The sequence below is a fragment of the Galbibacter kalidii genome (assembly GCF_026241135.1).
Taxonomy (GTDB): Bacteria; Bacteroidota; Bacteroidia; order Flavobacteriales; family Flavobacteriaceae; genus Galbibacter.
Genome location: NZ_JAPFGA010000001.1, coordinates 535,619 through 555,178 on the forward strand (window position 1 = coordinate 535,619; position 19,560 = coordinate 555,178).

Consider the following 19,560-nt stretch of genomic DNA (forward strand, 5'->3'; position numbering starts at 1 on the left):
GGTACTCATCAGGACGTTTATGGAGCCATTTTATCATAAGAAACTCTAAAAATCCCGCAATTTGAGTAATTTTCAGTTATAAAAATAGAGTAGTGTTGTGTCTGGAATCGATCTATATCTTCCCTTTCAATTGCTTGATCTTAATGTTGAAGGCAGCATAGAGCAATGTCATAAACGGACTTATATAATTGAAGAAGGCATATCCGATATATGCAGTAGTATCAACTCCTAAAACACCACTTTGATACGCACCACAGGTGTTCCATGGCACCAGAACCGAGGTGACTGTTCCAGAATCTTCCAGGGTTCTACTGAGGTTTTCCGGGGCCAAACCTTTGTCCTTATAGGCTTTGGCATACATTTTACCGGGAACGACAATGGCCAAATATTGGTCAGATGCCGTTACATTCAATGCTAAACAACTAGCTACGGTACTTGCGAAGAGTCCGAATACTGAATCGAAAGCAGTCAAAAGAGCTTTACTGATTTTTGCCAAGGCACCAATAGCATCCATGATGCCTCCAAAGACCATCGCGCAAAGAATGAGCCAAATGGTCCCTAACATTCCTGCCATTCCACCGGAGGAGAATAGGTCGTTTAGTTTTTCATTATTGGTTTCTACTACTGTGTCTACTGTTATGGCGTTCATCACTCCTTTATATCCTGAAATGAATGTCAAGTCTTGAGCGCCTGTGATACTTTTTACGATTTCAGGCTGGAAAAACAGAGCAAAAACGCCGCCCAATAAGGTTCCCACTAATAAAGCTAAGAGTGGCGGAGCCTTTTTAATAATCAGAAAAATAACCACCACCGGAACAATAAACAACCAGGGTGATATGTTGAATGATGCGTCGATTGTTGTGAGTAGCGAAGCTGTATCGGGAGTTGCCGAAGTGTCCAGATTTAAGCCTATGATAGTAAAAATAATAAGCGTAATGACAATTGTGGGAACGGTTGTATATGCCATATAGCGAATGTGCGTAAACAAGTCAGTTCCTGCCATGGCGGGCGCTAAGTTGGTGGTGTCACTTAGTGGAGACATTTTATCACCAAAATACGCCCCGGATATTACTGCACCGGCAGTCATCCCCAAAGAAATACCCAAAGCGTCGCCAATTCCTATCAAGGCGATACCTACGGTGGCAGAGGTGGTCCAACTGCTTCCTGTTGCAATGGAAATAATAGCACAAATGATTACACATGCCGCCAAAAAGAAAGTCGGATTCAAAATTTGGAGACCGTAATAAATCATGGAAGGAATCACGCCACTGATGAGCCAAGTGCCTGCCAAAGCTCCTACAAAGAGCAGGATAAGAATAGCTCCGGCAGTTGATTTAATGTTATTGGCCACTTCTTCCAGCATTTGCTCGTAAGATACCTTATTAAAAATACCTACGATAGCAGCCACAGCACCTCCAATCAAAAGGATAAACTGATTGGAGCCACTAAGGGCGTCATCGCCAAAAACAAAAACATTAAATGCCAAAAGGGCAACCAATATAAAAACGGGGATAAGAGCTTCCCAAATGTTGAGCTCTTTGTTTTGCTTAATCTTTTCGTCTTCCATTAAATATGTTTGATGTTGTAATGTTACGATTTTACGAATTGTTATGCAAGTTCTGCTTGCATACGCTAGTAGAAAATTTTATATATTAATTTTTAAATAGTTTAAAACCAGTATTTTGAATATTTTTATTTAAATTAATAATTTAATACTATATTATAACCTGATTAACAGCTTATCAGTTTACTATTTTTAGTTCTTGCATGCAAGATTTCATACGTTCATAGGTGCGTTCTATATCATTATCTATCCCAATAGAAAAACGAATCAAACCATCAGATAATCCCATTTGCTTTTGTTCTTCCTCAGGGATTTCAGAAGAAGTGGAACTGCCTGGAGCACTGAATAATGTTTTGTAAAAACCGAGACTTACAGCCAAATATCCAAGATTCTTTTCTTGCATCATTTCCATCAATTTATTGGCTTTGTCCAAGGAGCCTACATCGACGGTGAGCATACCTCCAAAACCATATTCTTGGTTCATTTGCTTTTTCATTGTTTTGTGTCCTGTGTGTGATTTCAGCCCGGGATAAACCACTTTCAATCCGTTTTTTTCAAAATTTTCAGCTAAATACATTGCATTTTCACTGTGTTTTTTTATTCTGATGTGCAGTGTACGCATATTTTTTAAAATGGAAGCAGCCCTTAAGCTGTCCATTGTGCTTCCCAAAAGCATTCCGGCACCGTCGTTAACATCTTTCAGACCTAAACAAAAATCAGTTGTCCCGCAAACAACACCACCTACGGCATCACTGCTTCCGTTTATAAATTTGGTCAAACTATGGATGACAATATCGGCTCCCAATGTTGCCGGAGCTACGCTAAGCGGGGAGAAGGTGTTGTCTACGACCAAAGGAAGATTGTGTTTTTTTGCAAGAGCGGCCAATGCTTTGATGTCGGTGATTTCCAAGAGCGGATTACTGATAGTTTCGCAATATAAGACCTTGGTGTTTTCTGTAATGACGGCTTCTACTTTTTCGATATTGGTGGTATCTACAAACGATGTTTTAATATTGAACTTTGGAAGAAAATTTTTCATAAAAGCATAGGTGCCCCCGTAAATTGTTCGGCTGGAAACAATATGGTCGCCTGCATTACACAACTGCATAATGACAGCAGAAATAGCTCCCATTCCGCTTGCGGTGACGTTAGCTGTTTCAGTCCCCTCAAGGGCCGCCATGGCTTCTCCGAGGTATAAATTTGAAGGGGAGGAGTGCCTGCTGTATAGGTAACAGCCTTCTGTGTTTCCTTCAAAGGTGTCAAACATCGTTTTGGCAGATAGAAAGGTGTAAGTGGATGAATCTGATATGGATGGGTTTACGCCTCCAAATTCGCCAAAATATTGTAGATCTTGTATGCGGTCTGCTGGATTGAATTTCATTGTAATTGATTTAGATTTATGTACTTTAAAATAAACATTATTAAGATTAAAAATCAATATATATGTAATAAATTAGTTTAATTTTCTATATGTTATTAATATTAAAGATATATGTTCTTATTTTTGCTAAAATGAATCTGGTAAAGCGAACAATATTCACTTTACAAAAAAACTGAGCAGATGAAACTAGATGCAACAGATAAATCCTTATTAGAATTACTTCAAGAAGATGCCAAACAGACCACAAAAGCACTGTCGGTACAGCTAAATCTTTCTAAAACTGCGGTTTACGAACGTATTAGAAAACTTGAAAAAGGAGGAGTAATAAAGGGATACACGGCATTATTGGATAAAAAGAAGATTAATAAATCCTTTGTTGTTTTCTGTCATGTCCGTTTAACACAACACTCCAAAGAACATGTCATCGGATTTGAAAATGAGGTGATTAAACTTCCTGAAGTTTTAGAATGTTATCACGTAAGTGGGGACTACGACTATATTTTAAAAGTGAACGTGGCTGATATGCCTGCCTATCGCGATTTTATGACTTCAAAACTGACCTCCTTAAAACACATAGGAAGTACCCATAGCATTTTTATGATCGAAGAAGTAAAAAACACCACTGTATTTAGCCTCTAAGATTAAAGACCTCCAAGTTTTTATAACATAAAGATCAGGGAAGGGTCATACTCTTAGATACTCCACGGATAAGATATAGTTATAACGTATTTATACCGTATATATGCCGTATATATATCGTATATATAGCGTGTTTGATATATACACCCCCTCTATTATAGCCCTGTTATGGTTTCACCCGTTACTTATATATACGTTTCATGTGGGTGAGTTGATGATAAACGTCTTATTTTAAGATTATTACTTCGACTTCGGACTCCTGACTTCCGACTTCGGGCTTCAGACTCCTGACTCCTGACTCCCCATCAAGTTATTATTATAACGTTCTTGTTGTGATGTCTTATGATTTTTAAAATGATAGGATGTTGCCGTCCCGTAAAACATTTGTATTTTTGTTTCTCCATATAATTAAAGTTAAAGTCATTCTAAAAACATAATATGAACTCATACGATGTAGCCGTAATAGGCTCGGGACCCGGAGGCTATGTTGCAGCCATTCGCTGTGCGCAACTGGGTATGAAAACAGCCATAATCGAAAAATATGATACCTTAGGGGGAACCTGCCTGAATGTAGGTTGTATTCCGTCGAAAGCACTTTTGGATTCTTCTCACCATTATGAAGATGCTGTAAGTCATTTTGAAGAACACGGAATCGAAATTCCGGGAGACGTAAAGATAAACCTTGAAAAAATGATTGCCCGTAAACAAGGGGTGGTCGATCAAACCACGAAGGGAATTGATTTTTTGATGGATAAGAACAAGATCGATGTTTACCACGGAATGGGAAGCTTTAAGGATGCTACACATATTGAAATCAAAAAAGATAAAAAAACAGAAGAGATAGAGGCTAAGCATACGATTATCGCTACAGGTTCTAAGCCTTCGGCTTTGCCTTTTATTGAAATTGATAAGGAACGTATTATCACTTCAACCGAAGCTTTAAAACTGAAAGAGGTTCCAAAACATCTTGTGATCATTGGTGGTGGTGTTATCGGTTTGGAATTAGGACAAGTGTACAGCCGATTGGGAGCTGAAGTTTCTGTAGTGGAGTTCATGGATAGGATTATTCCCGGTATGGATGGAGCCTTGTCTAAAGAACTTCAAAAATCGTTGAAAAAGAGAGGCATCAAGTTCTATACAAAACACAAAGTAAAAGAAGTAAGCCGAAAAGGGGATGTAGTGACCATCAAGGCTGACGACAAAAAAGAAAAAGAAGTATCTTTTGAAGCGGATTACTGTTTGGTAGCTGTAGGAAGACGTCCATATACAGATGGGTTGAACGCCAATAAAGCCGGTGTGAAACTCAACGATAGAGGGCAGGTGGAAGTGAACGATCATTTACAGACTAATGTCTCCAATATCTACGCCATTGGAGATGTGATCAAAGGAGCGATGTTGGCACACAAAGCCGAAGAAGAAGGCGTTTTGGTCGCTGAAACTTTAGCCGGTCAGAAACCGCATATCGATTACAATTTAATTCCCGGAGTAGTTTATACATGGCCCGAGGTGGCTGCCGTAGGAAAAACGGAAGAGCAACTAAAAGAAGCCGGGGTAAAATATAAATCAGGGCAATTCCCAATGAGAGCTTTAGGAAGGGCAAGAGCCAGTATGGATATCGATGGTTTTGTGAAAATTTTAGCTGATGCTGAAACAGATGAAGTATTAGGAATTCACATGATCGGAGCACGTACAGCCGATTTGATAGCTGAAGCTGTTACCGCAATGGAATTCAGGGCCAGCGCTGAAGATATTTCACGTATGAGTCATGCACACCCAACCTATGCTGAAGCTGTAAAAGAGGCTGCATTGGATGCTACCGATAGCAGACCACTGCATGCATAGATGAATTAGAATATCTATACAAACAAGAGACTGTCTAAAAAGCCCTAGGTATACCTGATTTGTCAGTCTGAGCTTGTCGAAGACCTATTGCTTTATAGTAAATTATGCTTCGACAGGCTCAGGATGACAGTTTGGTTTAGTTTTTTCTAGTATGTATTCAATTTAATCATGCCCTTTAAAAATCTATACTGATTGAGTATCTGGCATTGAAACTACGCTTAGCGTCCAGTTTTAAGATACCTTCTTTGGTTTCAAAATTTCCGTCGGTGTCTTCGTGATCGGTAATACCCAACCAAGGTTCGATACACACAAAATCACCATTGGTTTTGGCCCAAACGCCTACATAGTCAAAATCCTTGTAGCTTATGGTTAAAATTTTCCCCTTTGTTATGTGGTTTAGACTGATCTCTTTTGATTTCAGGTCTTTGAAAATAAGTGCATCATCTTTAAAAAGATCGTGTTTCAAAGGCAGCATATCAGTATTATTGAAAAAATCTTGTGTTTTTCCGTTTTGAAGTCCTTGATTGTTGATTAAATGCCGAATGGAATCTTCTTTCTTTTCAAATTTCAAAAAATAATCGTTGTAGTTTTCATTTTCCTGTAGCGGACATTTGAATGCAGGGTGCCCACCGAGGGAGAAAAACATGGGGTTTGCTCCGTGATTGATAATTTCATGATTGACGTTAAGGCTGTTATTGTCAAGAGAAAAAGTCAAATTGAATTCAAACTCAAAAGGATAATCCTTTAGGGTTTTCTTATCATATTTATACTGAAAAGTGATGCTGCTTTCTTTATGATCGGTAACAATTAGATTCTTGTTATGCCTTATAAATCCGTGTTTGGGAACACTGTATTTTTTGCCTTGGTAATAAAACTTATTTTTTTTAAGTGCGCCGATAATTGGAAAAAGCACTGGAGCATGACTTCCCCACACATCAGGATCAGCCTGCCAAATAAATTCCTGTCCATTTTGATTTGTGATACTGCAAAGTTCCGCCCCAATTTTAGTGATTTCTATTTTTAAAATGTTGTTTTTTATGCTAAGTTTTTCAGAATCTTTCATAGAATTTAATTAATTGATATGCACTTTTCAAAAGTATGAAAACCAGCTTATTTATTCGAAAAACTTCGGTATATTAGAATACTTGTTTAATCATTTTCTCAGAAAAAGCGGGGATTAATTTTTAAGTAATCATAAAATTTTAAACGTGTGAAAAAAGTTATTGCTTTCGCTGGAAGTAATTCTTCTACTTCTATCAACTACGAACTGGTTCAATATACGGTTACCTTAATCGACAATTTTGATATTCAACTGCTGAACATGGCTAATATGCCTTTTCCGATGTTTAGCGAAGACCTTGAAAAGGAAGAAGGATATAAAAATTCCTTGATCGAACTGAAAGAAGATATTGTAGAGTCGGAAGGGGTAATTATTAGTGTAAACGAGCACAATGGCAATCCTTCAGCTTATTTTAAAAACCTGATCGATTGGTTGTCGAGGGTTGATAGGAAGTTTTTAAATGAAAAACAGGTATTTTTAATGGGAACTTCCGGCGGCGGAAGAGGAGCCATAGGATCTATTACTGTTACCCAAAATATGCTACCGCGTTTCGGAGCTGTTGTTGATCATGTTTTTTCCCTGCCTTCTTTCAACGATAATTTCTCAAAAGAAGAATGCGCTATCACGAATGAAGAACTAAAAGCTCAACACAAAGAATTGTTGGAAGACTTTTTGAGCAAACTATAATTTTGAGAAGGCTGTGGGTTAGACAGCCTTCATTTTCTTTCTAATTTCGTCCAAACATAAATTACCTAAACTACCTTTGTGGGTGTGTTTGATATCCCTTTTCGGAACAAATTCACCTTTTTCGATCGCCATACCCATTTGTTTGTAGGCATCTCTAAAAGGAACTCCGCTCAATACCAAATCGTTTAATGTGTCTACACTGAAGAGGTAATCGTATTTTTTATCTTTTAAAATATCTTTCTTTATCTGGATGTTTTCGATGGAAAAGCTCATCATTTCCAAACAGGATTTTAACTCCTGAATGGCGGGTACAATAATCTCTTTTGTCAGCTGAAGGTCCCTGTGATAACCACTCGGTAAGTTGGTGGTCAACATCGCCAACTGATTGGGAACAGCTTGTATTTTGTTGCATTTCCCTCTGATGAGTTCAAACACGTCCGGGTTCTTTTTGTGTGGCATAATACTCGAACCGGTGGTAAGTTCGTTGGGAAACGAAATAAAATCAAAATTCTGACTCATATAGAGGCAAATGTCCATCGAGAATTTTGCCAATGTCGAGGCAATACTGCTGAGACCGAAGGCTGTGCTTTTTTCCGATTTTCCTCGGCTCATCTGTGCTGCAACGGCGTTGTATTTTAAAGTTTCAAATGATAATTCTGAAGTGGTGAAATCCCTATCAATAGGGAAAGAACTTCCGTATCCGGCGGCACTTCCCAGCGGATTTTGATCCACAATTTTTATGGCGGCATTGATAAAGTGAAGATCGTCTACCAAACTTTCGGCATAGGCCGAAAACCACAAACCGAAAGAAGAAGGCATGGCAATTTGCAAATGTGTATAACCGGGCAGTAATTCTTCTTTGTATTTATCTGCCAAGTCGATCAGGAGATCAAAAAGCGCCTTGGTGTTTTGTTTGATTTCAGATAATTCATTCTTCAGGTAAAGGTTTACAGCCACCAAAACCTGATCGTTTCGTGAACGGGCGGTGTGGATTTTCTTTCCGGTATCACCCAGTCTTTCCGTAAGCAGAAACTCAATTTTGGAATGTACATCCTCAAAATCATCTTCGATGGTAAATGTCCCTTCCTTTATAGATTTACCAATATTGGCGAGTTCTTTCACAAGTGCTTGCTCTTCTGTTTTGTCGATGAGTCCGATTTTGGACAACATTTTGGCATGTGCAGTCGAGGCAATAACATCGTATTTTGCGATTACAAGATCCAATTCCCTATCGGATCCCACGGTGAAAATATCTATTTTTTTATCTGTTGAAAAACCCTTTTCCCAAAGTTTCATAATGTTGTTGTATAGTTAATAAGCTGATCTGTGTGTAAAATTCAAGTTCGTCAATTCGATTTTTCATAATGAAATGAAGAATCCCGAAGCGTCGGGAGTATCGAAATTAAGAATTTTTAATCTTTAATATTCAATTACAATACCTTTTCCAGCAATTTGATGTACAGTTCGACCCCTTCTTTAATTTCATCTACATAAATAAACTCATTGGCTGAATGTGATCGTGTGGAATCCCCTGGGCCTAATTTTAAAGACGGACAACTCAGTGTTGCCTGGTCTGAAAGGGTAGGGGAACCATATGTGCTTCTCCCCAGCGCTATTCCGGCTTGTACCAAAGCATGTTCTTTGGGGATCGCCGATGAATTCAATCGCAACGACCTTGGTTTGAGCTCACACGGAGCCGAGGCTTTTAAAAGGTTGTATATTTCTTGGTTACTGTATTGGTCGTTTACGCGTACATCGACAACGAGATTGACTTCCGCAGGGACTACATTGTGCTGGTTACCGGCACTCATTTGTGTGACAGTCATTTTTACAGGCCCTAAAACCTCAGATACTTTTTTAAATTTGTAATCCTTGAACCACTGCAGGGTTTCGATGGTTTTGTAAATAGCGTTATCATCATTTGGGTGTGCAGCATGGCTAGGAGTCCCTTTTACCACGGCATCAAAAACTACCAAGCCTTTTTCAGCAATGGCAAGGTTCATCAAGGTAGGTTCACCTACAATGGCTACATCAACTTCCGGAAGGTGTTTTAAAACTGAATTAAGTCCATTGGGACCGGAATTTTCTTCTTCAGCAGAAGTAACGATAACAAGATTGTATTTTAAGCCTTTCTGATGGTAAAAATAGGTAAAAAGCGCTATGAGCGAGACCAAACACCCACCGGCATCATTACTCCCTAGGCCATACAATTTTCCGTCTTCGATATGTGCATCATAAGGGTCTTTTGTGTAGGCGGTGTTTGGTTTTACGGTGTCGTGGTGAGAGTTGAGCAACAACAAAGGCTTTCCTTCGGTATAATCTTCATTAAAAGCCCAAATATTGTTGTTTTCCCTTTGGAAAGGGATATCGTATTTTTTGAACCAAGCTTCGATAAGCAAGGCTGTTTTTTCCTCTTCCGTTGAAAATGATTGTGTACGGATAAGGGATTTTAAGAGTTCTATGGCTTCTTTGGTTAGTTGTTCTATTGTCATTTTTCTTAAAGTGTTATCGTTGTTTTTAATTGATCCGGATTTGCTATCATATCAATATTCCCGACAAAGACTTTTGAAACATTGTTTTTTACAGCGTTAAAACAATTGTGCAGTTTTGGCAGCATACCATCAGCGATGATGTTTTGTTCTAATAACTCCAAATAGCTTTTACTGTTGATATCGGTGATTACGGAATCTTTATCATCAATACTTCTCAAGACCCCTTTTTTCTCAAAGCAATAATACAATTCGGTTTCAAAATTATTGCTTAAAGCAATGGCAATTTCAGAAGCAATCGTATCGGCATTGGTGTTGAATAGTTGTCCGTTTCCGTCATGTGTGATCGCACAACATACAGGAGAGATTCCATTGTTGAGCAGCAAGGAAAACATCTTGGAGTTTACTTCGGTAACATCACCAACAAATCCAAAATCATACGTTTTTACAGGCCTCTTCATCGATTTGATGCTGTTTAGGTCAGCACCGGATAGCCCAACAGCGTTACAATCGAGCGCTTGTAACTTGGCAACAATGGTTTTGTTTACCAGTCCGCCATAAACCATAGTGATCACATTAAGGGTGTCTTTGTCCGTGATTCTGCGTCCGTCGACCATATGGGTTTCAATCCCCAGTTTAGCAGACATTTGGGTAGCCTTTTTTCCTCCGCCATGCACCAACACCTTAAGGCCTTCAATTTTACTGAAATTCTTCAATAAAGTGTCAAGGCTGTTCTCGTCTTCAATAAGGTTCCCGCCTATTTTTACAATGGATGTTTTCATGTGTTTAATTTTTTTTGCAATATCCAAAATGTGCAAAAAAATTGTTGCACACATGGAACCGCTTCACTCCAGCCTGCGGCAGGCAGGCTAACCCTCTCCAAAGGAGAGGGAACAAGGACTACAACTTCGGTCTTCTGACTCCCGACTTCTGACTTCAATCTTCAGTCTTCCAATATTTCTTTTAAAACCGCCTGGGCTGCATAAGTTCTGTTATTTGCCTGTTGGATTACGAGTGATTGATCACTGTCCAATATTTCATCAGCAACAATCATATTTCGTCTTACCGGTAAACAGTGCATAAATTTAGCCGCTTTAATTTTATCAAGGGTGAGCATCCAGCTTTCGTCGGTACTTTTTATTTGTCCGTAATCTTGATAAGAGCTCCAATTTTTGGCGTAAACGAAGTCGGCATCTTTCAAGGCTTCGTTTTGATTGTAAACGATTGGTGTATTCCCGGTGATCTTCGGATTCAGTTCGTAGCCTTCTGGATGTGTGATACAGAAATCCACATCGATCATTTGCATCATTTTGGCAAACGAATTGGGAACCGCATGAGGTAAAGCCCTTGGGTGCGGAGCCCAAGTAAGAACCACTTTAGGTCGCTCTTTTTGTTTGAATTCCTGAATGGTAATGGCATCAGTCAAGGCTTGCAATGGATGTGCAGTAGCACTTTCCATATTCACAACAGGGACCGAGGCATATTTTTGAAAGCTTCGTATGATTTGTTCTTCTTCATCCTTGACTTTATCGGTTAGAGAAGGAAAAGCCCTTAGGGCGATCACATCAACGTATTGTGAAATAACAGCAGCAGCTTCTTTGATATGTTCTGCTGTACCGGCATTCATCACGCTTCCATCTTCGAACTCAAGTCCCCAACCTTCTGAATTCAGATTCATGACCATGATATTCATCCCCAGGTTTTGAGCTGCTTTTTGTGTACTCAAACGGGTTCGCAAACTGGAATTAAAAAATAACATTCCGATACTTTTGTTCTTACCTAGTTGTTTGTGTGCAAAGGGATCGGATTTCAATTGTATGGCTTGTTGAATCAACTGATCAACATTGTTGATATCTTCTAGGTCGATATATTGTTTCATGTGTTGGTTTTTATTTTGGTAAATGGAATTTTGTTTTCGATGGCATTGATAATGAAATTCTCCTGCAATCCATTAACCACCCAGGTTTCTATATTGTTCGACATGGCTATTTCTATCGCCTCTATTTTAGATCGCATCCCTCCGGTGCCGTGTGATGATTTCGCATCGGCTACTTCTTTGATCAGATTTTCAAAACCGACAGTTTCCCGAATGGTCTCCGGTTGCTTGTTCAAAATTGACTGTTTGGTGTAAATGCCATTGGTATTGGTAGCGATAATAAGCAGATCGGCTTGAAGGAGTTCTGCAGTCATAGCAGCCAGTTTGTCATTATCCCCGAAACGGATTTCATCGGTGGCTACCGTATCGTTTTCATTGATGATCGGGATATAATCGTTCTGCAATAAAACGGAAATGGTGTTGATGATGTTTTCTTTGGATGTTTTGCTCTTAAAATCTGAGTAGGAGAGGAGGCATTGGGAAATGAGCAATCCTAATTCCCTGAAATTCTCCTGATAGATCCGCATCAAGTGTAACTGACCAATGGAGGCAAGTGCTTGTTTTACGGTGATTTCCTTTCCGTTACTTTCCAGATGAACAAATTGTTTGGCGGCAGCAACAGCGCCCGAACTCACAATAATAAATTCGTGTTGATCTTTAAGCATGGCAATCTGTCGGGCAATATCTTCTATTTTGCCACGGGAAATATGGTTGGTCTCCCTAGTGAGGGTATTCGAACCTATTTTTAATACTATTCTTTTTTTAGACAGTGGGTTCATTATCGGTTAGCCATACTGGCGTATAAAAATGCCCGAAAAGCAAAGCTTTCTTATTGAAAGAAGGTTTTTTATTTACTTTTCGGGCGTGTTTTATAGACTAATATTTAAAATTTTATCATTCAATTTTTGTAAAAGCCGTGTCTTTGTTGATGGAATTAAGGATGAAATTATCTTCCAATCCGTTAACGATCCATGTTTCAATATTGGCCTTATTTGCGATTTCCAACGCCACAACCTTTGAGCTCATTCCACCTGTTCCGTGTGTAGACTTGTCTTCATCTACCACTTCCTTTTTCAGGTCAGAAAAATTATCAACCTCCTCAATGGTCTCCGGATCTCCTTCTTTAAACGATTGCTTGGTATAGATTCCATTGGTATTGGTGGCAATAATCAATAAATCCACATCCAAAAGCGCAGCGGTCAAAGCCGCGAGTTTATCATTATCACCAAATTGGATCTCATCGGTAGCTACGGTATCGTTCTCATTGATAATGGGAATATAACCGTTGTCTACCAAGATGTTGATGGTGTTCACGATATTTCTTTTGGAGACATCTTTTTCAAAATCTGAATAAGAGAGTAGGCATTGTGAGGCTAATAAGCCTAATTCCCTAAAGCTCTCTTGAAAAATTCTGATCAAATGAGGTTGGCCTATAGAGGTTAAAGCCTGCTTTACATTGATGTCCTCGCTATAGGTGCTTTCGAGGTTAACAAATTGTTTTGCTACTACTTTGGCACCAGAACTTACGATCACAAATTCATAATTGTCTTGAAGTTCTGCGATTTGCCGACCGATATCTTCGATTTTACCCCGGGATATCTGATCGGATTCTTTTGTAAGCGTATTCGAACCTATTTTTAATAGGATTCTTTTTTTCTTCTTTTTTGGCTTACTCATTTTTTTGTTTTTATGTTTAAAATAGTTGTGTTCTTAAAAAATTACCGTATCTGTCCTGAACCGTGGATATACCATTTGTTGGTAACCAAATGTTCAAGTCCAATAGGGCCTCGTTGGTGTAATTTATCTGTACTGATGGCCAATTCACCACCAAGTCCTAATTGTCCACCATCCGTAAATCGGGTAGAGGCATTGTGATATACTGCAGCGGTATCTACGATGGTCATAAACAGATCTGCCATCTCTTTGTCTGTCGTGATGATAGAACTGGAGTGACCTCCCGAATAGGTGTTGATCTTGTTGATGGCTCCATCAATAGAATCAACAACACCGATCACTATCTTATAATCTAAAAACTCTTCATACCAGATATTGTCGTCTTTGATAACGGTTACATTATCAAGATCCCCCAATCCACTGTCTACATGAATATCTACGTTGTATTCTGCAAGTCCGTCCTGCAGTTTTTTAACGAAATCTTTGTAATTAGGGACATTAGTATCTATTAATACTTTATCCAATGCATTACAAGCCGATATTTTTGCTGTCTTGGCATTGACGATCACTTTGAGCGCCAGGTCAAGGTCGGCATCTTTGTGGACATAAACAAAGTTATTTCCTCTTCCACTTACAATAACCGGACAATTCGCGTTTTCTTTAACGAATTGAATAAGACGTTCTCCACCGCGAGGGACGATAAGGTCTATTTTTTGAGTCGGATTTTCAAGAAAAGCCTGTGTTTCCTGACGGTTGTATTTTAAGTATTCAACCCATTCGGTAGAAACACCGTGTTTTTTCATGGCACGATGCCACAGGTCAACGATCAAAAGGTTGGAGTTTAATGATTCTTTCCCACCTTTCAATAATATTTTATTTCCTGATTTGAAAGCAATTCCTGCTGCTTCGACAGTTACATCGGGCCTGGATTCATAAATAATCATGATGGTCCCGAAAGGAGCTGTTTTGTTGTAAACCTCCATTCCGTTGTTGTGTTGAAAGCGAAAACGCTCTTTACCCAACGGATCTTCCTGCGATGCCAATTCTTTAAGCGATGCGATCATCCCTTCAATTTTGGCATCATCAACCTTAAGGCGGTCTTCCATGGCAAGGTCGTCACCATTGTAGCCGTCAAGGTCTTTTTTATTCTCCATTATTATAGCATCCTTTTCCTGAAGAATCAGGTCTGCCATGGTCAACAATACATTATTTCTCTCTGAGATTGTTAGTAATTTATTCATTACAAATTGTGATTTTTCAAAACATCTGACAACGACTCAATAAAAGTGTCGACATGATCTTTTGTAATCGTTAAGGGCGGTAATATTCTTAATAAGTTCTTATTAGACGAGCCACCCGTAAATATTTTTTTCTCGTAAATAAGATCTTTTCTTATTCCTGACACGTTTTGCGCAAACTCCATACCAAGCATAAGACCTTTACCTTTAAGTCTTTGTAAACTCTTGATTTTCTTTACTTTTTGTTTAAAATAAGAAGAAATTTCGTTTACGTTCTCGATTAGTTTTTCATTTTCCAGTACCTCTAGTACAGCAATCGCAGCAGCGCATGCCATATGATTGCCCCCGAAGGTGGTGCCCAGCATTCCGTGTTTAGCTTCAAATTTTGGATGGATCAATACACCTCCTATTGGAAATCCATTTGCCATTCCTTTAGCAACTGTAATTATGTCAGGTTCTATGTCATGATGTTGAAAAGCAAAAAATTTCCCACTTCTTCCGTAACCGGATTGAATTTCGTCAAGAATCAGAACAGCATTGTGCTTTTTGCACAATTTCTCTACACCTTGTAAAAATTCTGTTGTGGGTTCGTCTAAGCCACCAACACCTTGTATAGGTTCAATTATAACCGCACAAACGTCACCGGCTGCTAATTCATAATCTAAAGAGTGAAGTTGGTTAAAAGGAAGGAATGTGGTGACGCTGTGCTGGTTATTAATAGGTGCGTTGATCGCCCTATTGTCTGTTGCTGCTACTGCTGCTGATGTTCTTCCGTGAAAAGCATTTTTAAAAGCGATCACTCGTGACTTTCCGGTCTTGAATGATGCCAGTTTTAATGCATTTTCGTTTGCTTCTGCTCCGGAATTGCAAAGAAATAGATTGTACTTCTCACAATTAGAAAGCCTTCCTAACTTTTCTGCCAATTCCACCTGAAGTGGATTTTGAACGGCATTGGAGTAGAAGCCAAGTTTGTTTACCTGTTCAGTGATGCGCTCTACATAAGTAGGATGTGCATGACCAATAGAAATAACGGCGTGCCCTCCGTAGAGGTCTAAATATTCTTGTCCGCTATTATCGTAAACATAAACGTCTTTTCCTTTTACAGGAGTAACGTTATATAAAGGGTAAACATCAAACAGGTTCATTTATTGTTACTTTAATAGTTTTATAACTTATAAACAGATAGCGAATAGATTTATAACTTTTTTACTATGCATGTTCACTATCTCTAATATTTTTAGTTTATGTTACTAATTCTTCCATAGGCAGCCATGATACCTTTGATCACAGCAGAGCTGAGTCCGTTGTGCTCCATGGCGTTCAATCCTTCAATAGTACATCCCATAGGGGTGGTTACATTATCCACCTCAACCTCAGTATGGGTGCCGTCTTCAATAAGTGAAGCAGCTCCAATGGCCACTTGAGCTGAAATTTGTTGTGCTTCGTGTGGGTGAAAGCCCATTTGTACACCTCCTTGGGTTAAGGCGCGTAAAAAACGAAGGAAAAAAGCAGTACTACTGGCACCAAGTACGGTAGCTGCCTGCATCATGCGTTCTTCTATAACCATGGTTTTTCCAATGGTTCCAAACATTTTTTCTACATATTTTACATCTTCATGATCGAGGTCGTTTGCACAAACAAAAGACATTGACTGCTGTTTTACTGCAGCGGTATTTGGCATGGCTCTTATCACTTTGTTAGCTGGAACTATTTCGTTGATCTCATCTATGGAAACACCTGTAACCGTTGAGATCAATATTTGGTCATCTTTTAAATGGTCTTTGATTTCGTTCAATACCAGTTTCAAAATCCTTGGCTGAATACAAAGGATGACCCACTTAGATTCTTTTACGGCCTTGATGTTGTCTGATGTAATGGAAACACCGGCCTGTTTTTTAATAATTTCAAGATTTTCTTCTGATTTGTCTGCTACTAAGATGTTCTTTGGACCAAACAAATCGCTGGATGCGAGACCTGTGATGATCGATTTTCCTAAATTTCCTGATCCAATAACTGTAACTTTCATTTCTTTTGTTTTTAGTTTTTTAGAAATAACTTCCTTTTAATTTTAATCCGTCACTTTCCTCAAAACCGAAAAGTAGGTTCATGTTTTGTACTGCCTGTCCTGAGGCGCCTTTTATTAAATTATCTATGACACTGGTGATAAGCAGCACGTCTTCGTGCTTGTGAAGATGAATAAAACAATGGTTGGTATTGATAACCTGTTTTAGGTGAACTTCCTTATTCGATATATGAGTGAACGGGTCAGTAACATAATAATCTTTGTATAAATTCCAAGTTTCTTCCAGACTATTTTCAAATTTCATGTAAGATGTTACAAAAATCCCTTTGGTGAAATTTCCGCGTTGCGGCAGCATGAAAATGTTTGGTTGACTGTTCTGGAGTTGTTCAATACTCTGATTGATCTCTCCCAAATGTTGGTGCGTAAAGGGCTTGTACCAGGATATGTTGTTGTTTCTCCAGCTGAAATGTGATGTTGCTGAAGGGGAAACCCCTGCACCGGTACTTCCCGTAATGGCGTTGATGTGTATATCGTCGCTCAATAATTTTTCTTTGGCCAATGGAAGTAATGCCAATTGAATTCCTGTGGCAAAACATCCCGGATTGGCAATGTTTTTTGCATTGGCAATGGCTTCTTTTTGCAGTTCGGGCAGACCGTAAACAAATGTTCTCCCGTTGTGCGTAGCATCTTTTTGTAATCGGAAATCGTTGCTCAGGTCGATGATCTTGGTGTGATCGGCAAATTGATGTTTGTCGAGAAACGATGTTGAATTCCCATGTCCCAAACACAAAAAGAGTACGTCAACTTCAGGATTGATGTTGTCTGTAAATTTCAAGTCGGTAGTGCCCAGAAGGTCTTCATGCGCTTCCGTAACGGACTTTCCGCTTTTTGTAGTACTATACACAAAATCGATCTCAGCCTTTGGATGATTCACCAATATTCTGATGAGTTCCCCGCCGGTATATCCAGATCCTCCTATAATCCCTACTTTGATCATGACTTAACCTTGTTTACAGATTGATGTATTTTCGCTGCATTGGCGTTGATTTTGATGAAACCTTTGGCTTCTTCAGCGGTCCATCCTTTGTTCATTTCTCCATAACTTCCAAACTTTGCACTCATCAAATCGTGTTCCGATTGGATACCGTCCACGGCAAATCGATATGGATATAAACTTACCCAAACATCCCCGCTGACATTCTTTTGGGAGTCGGTCATAAAAACTTCAATATTTCGCATCACCTCATCGAGGTAATTTCCTTCGTGAAGCAACATTCCATACCAGTTGGAAAGGTAATCTTTGTGTTGTTGTTGCCACTTGGTCAATACGTGTTTTTCCAAAGTATGGTGTGCCTTGATGATCACCATGGGAGCAGCAGCTTCAAAACCTACCCGGCCTTTTATTCCGATAATGGTATCACCTACATGAATATCCCTTCCGATAGCAAAAGAAGAAGCGATTTCTTCCAATTTTTCAATAAGCTTGACGGTTTTGCCTTTTTTTCCGTCGATGGCGGTCAATTCCCCTTTAGTAAATGTCAGTTTTACTTTTTGAGACCCCATATTTTCCAATTGACTGGGGTAGGCTTCATTAGGCAACGGCTGATGAGATGTTAAGGTTTCGTCACCACCTACACTGGTGCCCCAAAGTCCTTTGTTGATGGAATATTTGGCTTTTTCCCAAGACATATTGATGCCCTTCCCCTGAAGATAATCTATTTCTTCCTGTCTGGAAAGTTTATTGTCCCTTATGGGTGTAATGATTTCTATTTCCGGCGCTAAAATCTGAAAAATCATATCGAAACGCACTTGGTCGTTTCCTGCGCCCGTACTTCCGTGGGCTATATATTTTGCTTTGTTTTCTTTGGCGTAATTTACAATTTCAATGGCCTGTACAATTCTTTCGGCACTAACCGATAGGGGATAGGTGTTGTTTTTCAAAACATTTCCGTAGATAAGGTATTTTACAACCTTGTCGTAAAAGGTTTGTACGGCATCGATCGATGTATAGCTGGTCGCACCCAAAGCGATTGCTTTTTCTTCAATATGTTTAATTTCCTCTTTGGAAAAACCTCCGGTGTTAACACTTACGGCGTGTACTTCATATCCGCTTTCCGATAAAAATTTGGCGCAATAAGAAGTGTCCAATCCGCCGCTATATGCTAAAACTAATTTCTTCATTTATCTTGCTTTTTTTTCTCCTTTTTCAAGAAAAGGCTTTGTTTAATGTTTTTAAGTCTGGTGAATACTTTTGAGTCGTATTTATGTTTGTGTTTATGTTTTTTTACTGCCGGATCATAAAGCATTCCTGTACAAAGGCACATTTTACCTTCGTTTCTAGTCAGGATATCAAAATTTTTACAAGTCTTACAACCATTCCAAAAGCTGGGGTCGTCTGTCAATTCTGAAAAGGTAACCGGTTCGTAGCCCAAATCATAATTGATTTTCATTACGGGCAATCCAGTTGTGATTCCGAAGATTTTTGCATCGGGGAATTTTTCTCTGCTGTGCTGAAAAACTTTCTTTTTGATCTTTCTCCCCAATCCTTGACCTCTGAAATCGGGGTGTACGATCAATCCCGAATTGGCCACATATTTTCCATGTCCCCATGTTTCGATGTAGCAGAATCCGGCAAATTTATCCCCTTCCAAAGCAATTACGGCGTTGCCGTTTTGGATCTTGGTTGTGATATACTCAGGGGTTCTTTTGGCAATACCTGTTCCACGCTGCTTGGCAGATTCATCAATGGTATGACATATTTCCTGAGCATATTGAATATGCTGATCGTTTGCAATAATTATTTGCATTCAATTACCTAATTAAAAATTAATGATTTTGAAATTTGTTTTTGAGAGGGGAGTTGGACACACCTAACTCCATAAAGTTTATCGCACCCTTACGGGCGACGACGGCGTGGGAAGCGAACGTTGCGAACAGGAATCACAACATAAGCAGGGCTTGCCGTAGCAAACAATGCTTTAATTGTAGTGATTATATTTTTCAGTTCTTTTTGCATTTCGCAATGATTTGTTCGTTGTGTTAATATTACAGTGCAATATTATAAATAAATATTAGATTAAAAGCACT

18 protein-coding genes are annotated in these 19,560 nt (G+C 39.1%); 3 read left to right on the forward strand and 15 right to left on the reverse strand.

Annotated features, from left to right (window positions below; all coding sequences use genetic code 11):
• Positions 1–112: 112 nt before the first annotated feature.
• Both nhaC and OOZ15_RS02055 read right to left on the reverse strand, forming a co-directional pair.
• The gene (gene nhaC, locus OOZ15_RS02050) at positions 113–1,567 is read right to left on the reverse strand and encodes a Na+/H+ antiporter NhaC (RefSeq protein WP_265954044.1); all 1,455 of its coding nucleotides are present in this window, start codon (positions 1,565–1,567) and stop codon (positions 113–115) included.
• 175 nt (positions 1,568–1,742) lie between these two features.
• Complete coding sequence (locus tag OOZ15_RS02055) at positions 1,743–2,945, reverse strand: aminotransferase class I/II-fold pyridoxal phosphate-dependent enzyme (protein ID WP_265954045.1); 1,203 nt, start codon at positions 2,943–2,945, stop codon at positions 1,743–1,745.
• A gap of 180 nt (positions 2,946–3,125) precedes the next feature.
• Here OOZ15_RS02055 and OOZ15_RS02060 point away from each other — a divergent pair, with 180 nt between their 5' ends.
• Together OOZ15_RS02060 and lpdA are read left to right on the forward strand one after the other, a co-directional pair.
• A complete protein-coding gene (locus OOZ15_RS02060) occupies positions 3,126–3,584 on the forward strand; it encodes an Lrp/AsnC family transcriptional regulator (protein ID WP_265954046.1) in 459 nt (152 codons plus the stop codon).
• A gap of 438 nt (positions 3,585–4,022) precedes the next feature.
• Positions 4,023–5,426, forward strand: coding sequence for a dihydrolipoyl dehydrogenase (gene lpdA, locus OOZ15_RS02065; protein ID WP_265954047.1), 1,404 nt, complete (start codon positions 4,023–4,025; stop codon positions 5,424–5,426).
• 175 nt (positions 5,427–5,601) lie between these two features.
• Here the strand turns inward: lpdA and OOZ15_RS02070 are convergent, their stop codons facing one another.
• Positions 5,602–6,489, reverse strand: a complete 888-nt coding sequence (locus OOZ15_RS02070) for an aldose 1-epimerase family protein (RefSeq protein ID WP_265954048.1) — start codon at positions 6,487–6,489, stop codon at positions 5,602–5,604.
• A gap of 147 nt (positions 6,490–6,636) precedes the next feature.
• Here OOZ15_RS02070 and OOZ15_RS02075 point away from each other — a divergent pair, with 147 nt between their 5' ends.
• Positions 6,637–7,173 carry an NADPH-dependent FMN reductase gene (locus tag OOZ15_RS02075; protein ID WP_265954049.1) on the forward strand — a complete coding sequence of 179 codons (537 nt, stop codon included), beginning with the start codon at positions 6,637–6,639 and terminating at the stop codon, positions 7,171–7,173.
• 18 nt (positions 7,174–7,191) lie between these two features.
• Here the strand turns inward: OOZ15_RS02075 and argH are convergent, their stop codons facing one another.
• From argH to OOZ15_RS02135, 12 genes are all read right to left on the reverse strand, one after another.
• Positions 7,192–8,469 (reverse strand): argininosuccinate lyase, encoded by a 1,278-nt coding sequence (gene argH / locus OOZ15_RS02080; protein WP_265954050.1) that lies wholly within the window; start codon positions 8,467–8,469, stop codon positions 7,192–7,194.
• A gap of 134 nt (positions 8,470–8,603) precedes the next feature.
• Positions 8,604–9,665 (reverse strand): M20 family metallo-hydrolase, encoded by a 1,062-nt coding sequence (locus OOZ15_RS02085; protein ID WP_265954051.1) that lies wholly within the window; start codon positions 9,663–9,665, stop codon positions 8,604–8,606.
• Between the two features lie 5 nt (positions 9,666–9,670).
• Positions 9,671–10,444 carry an acetylglutamate kinase gene (argB, locus tag OOZ15_RS02090; protein ID WP_265954052.1) on the reverse strand — a complete coding sequence of 258 codons (774 nt, stop codon included), beginning with the start codon at positions 10,442–10,444 and terminating at the stop codon, positions 9,671–9,673.
• A 161-nt stretch (positions 10,445–10,605) separates the two neighbouring features.
• The gene (locus tag OOZ15_RS02095) at positions 10,606–11,541 is read right to left on the reverse strand and encodes an N-acetylornithine carbamoyltransferase (RefSeq protein WP_265954053.1); all 936 of its coding nucleotides are present in this window, start codon (positions 11,539–11,541) and stop codon (positions 10,606–10,608) included.
• The gene (proB, locus tag OOZ15_RS02100; protein WP_265954081.1) at positions 11,538–12,308 is read right to left on the reverse strand and encodes a glutamate 5-kinase; all 771 of its coding nucleotides are present in this window, start codon (positions 12,306–12,308) and stop codon (positions 11,538–11,540) included. The genes OOZ15_RS02095 and proB (OOZ15_RS02100) overlap by 4 nt, the downstream gene beginning before the upstream one ends.
• A gap of 124 nt (positions 12,309–12,432) precedes the next feature.
• Positions 12,433–13,215 (reverse strand): glutamate 5-kinase, encoded by a 783-nt coding sequence (gene proB, locus OOZ15_RS02105; RefSeq protein WP_265954054.1) that lies wholly within the window; start codon positions 13,213–13,215, stop codon positions 12,433–12,435.
• A 41-nt stretch (positions 13,216–13,256) separates the two neighbouring features.
• Complete coding sequence (locus tag OOZ15_RS02110; RefSeq protein WP_265954055.1) at positions 13,257–14,453, reverse strand: glutamate-5-semialdehyde dehydrogenase; 1,197 nt, start codon at positions 14,451–14,453, stop codon at positions 13,257–13,259.
• On the reverse strand, positions 14,453–15,595 hold the full coding sequence (locus OOZ15_RS02115; protein WP_265954056.1) for an aspartate aminotransferase family protein: 1,143 nt from the start codon (positions 15,593–15,595) through the stop codon (positions 14,453–14,455). The genes OOZ15_RS02110 and OOZ15_RS02115 overlap by 1 nt, the downstream gene beginning before the upstream one ends.
• A gap of 92 nt (positions 15,596–15,687) precedes the next feature.
• A complete protein-coding gene (gene proC, locus OOZ15_RS02120) occupies positions 15,688–16,476 on the reverse strand; it encodes a pyrroline-5-carboxylate reductase (protein ID WP_265954057.1) in 789 nt (262 codons plus the stop codon).
• A gap of 19 nt (positions 16,477–16,495) precedes the next feature.
• Positions 16,496–17,470 (reverse strand): N-acetyl-gamma-glutamyl-phosphate reductase, encoded by a 975-nt coding sequence (gene argC, locus OOZ15_RS02125; RefSeq protein WP_265954058.1) that lies wholly within the window; start codon positions 17,468–17,470, stop codon positions 16,496–16,498.
• Positions 17,467–18,654: an argininosuccinate synthase gene (argG, locus tag OOZ15_RS02130; RefSeq protein WP_265954059.1), complete on the reverse strand. Its 1,188-nt coding sequence runs from the start codon at positions 18,652–18,654 to the stop codon at positions 17,467–17,469. The genes argC and argG overlap by 4 nt, the downstream gene beginning before the upstream one ends.
• Positions 18,651–19,280, reverse strand: a complete 630-nt coding sequence (locus tag OOZ15_RS02135) for a GNAT family N-acetyltransferase (RefSeq protein ID WP_265954060.1) — start codon at positions 19,278–19,280, stop codon at positions 18,651–18,653. Before OOZ15_RS02135 ends, argG begins: the two co-directional genes overlap by 4 nt.
• Positions 19,281–19,560 lie beyond the last annotated feature (280 nt).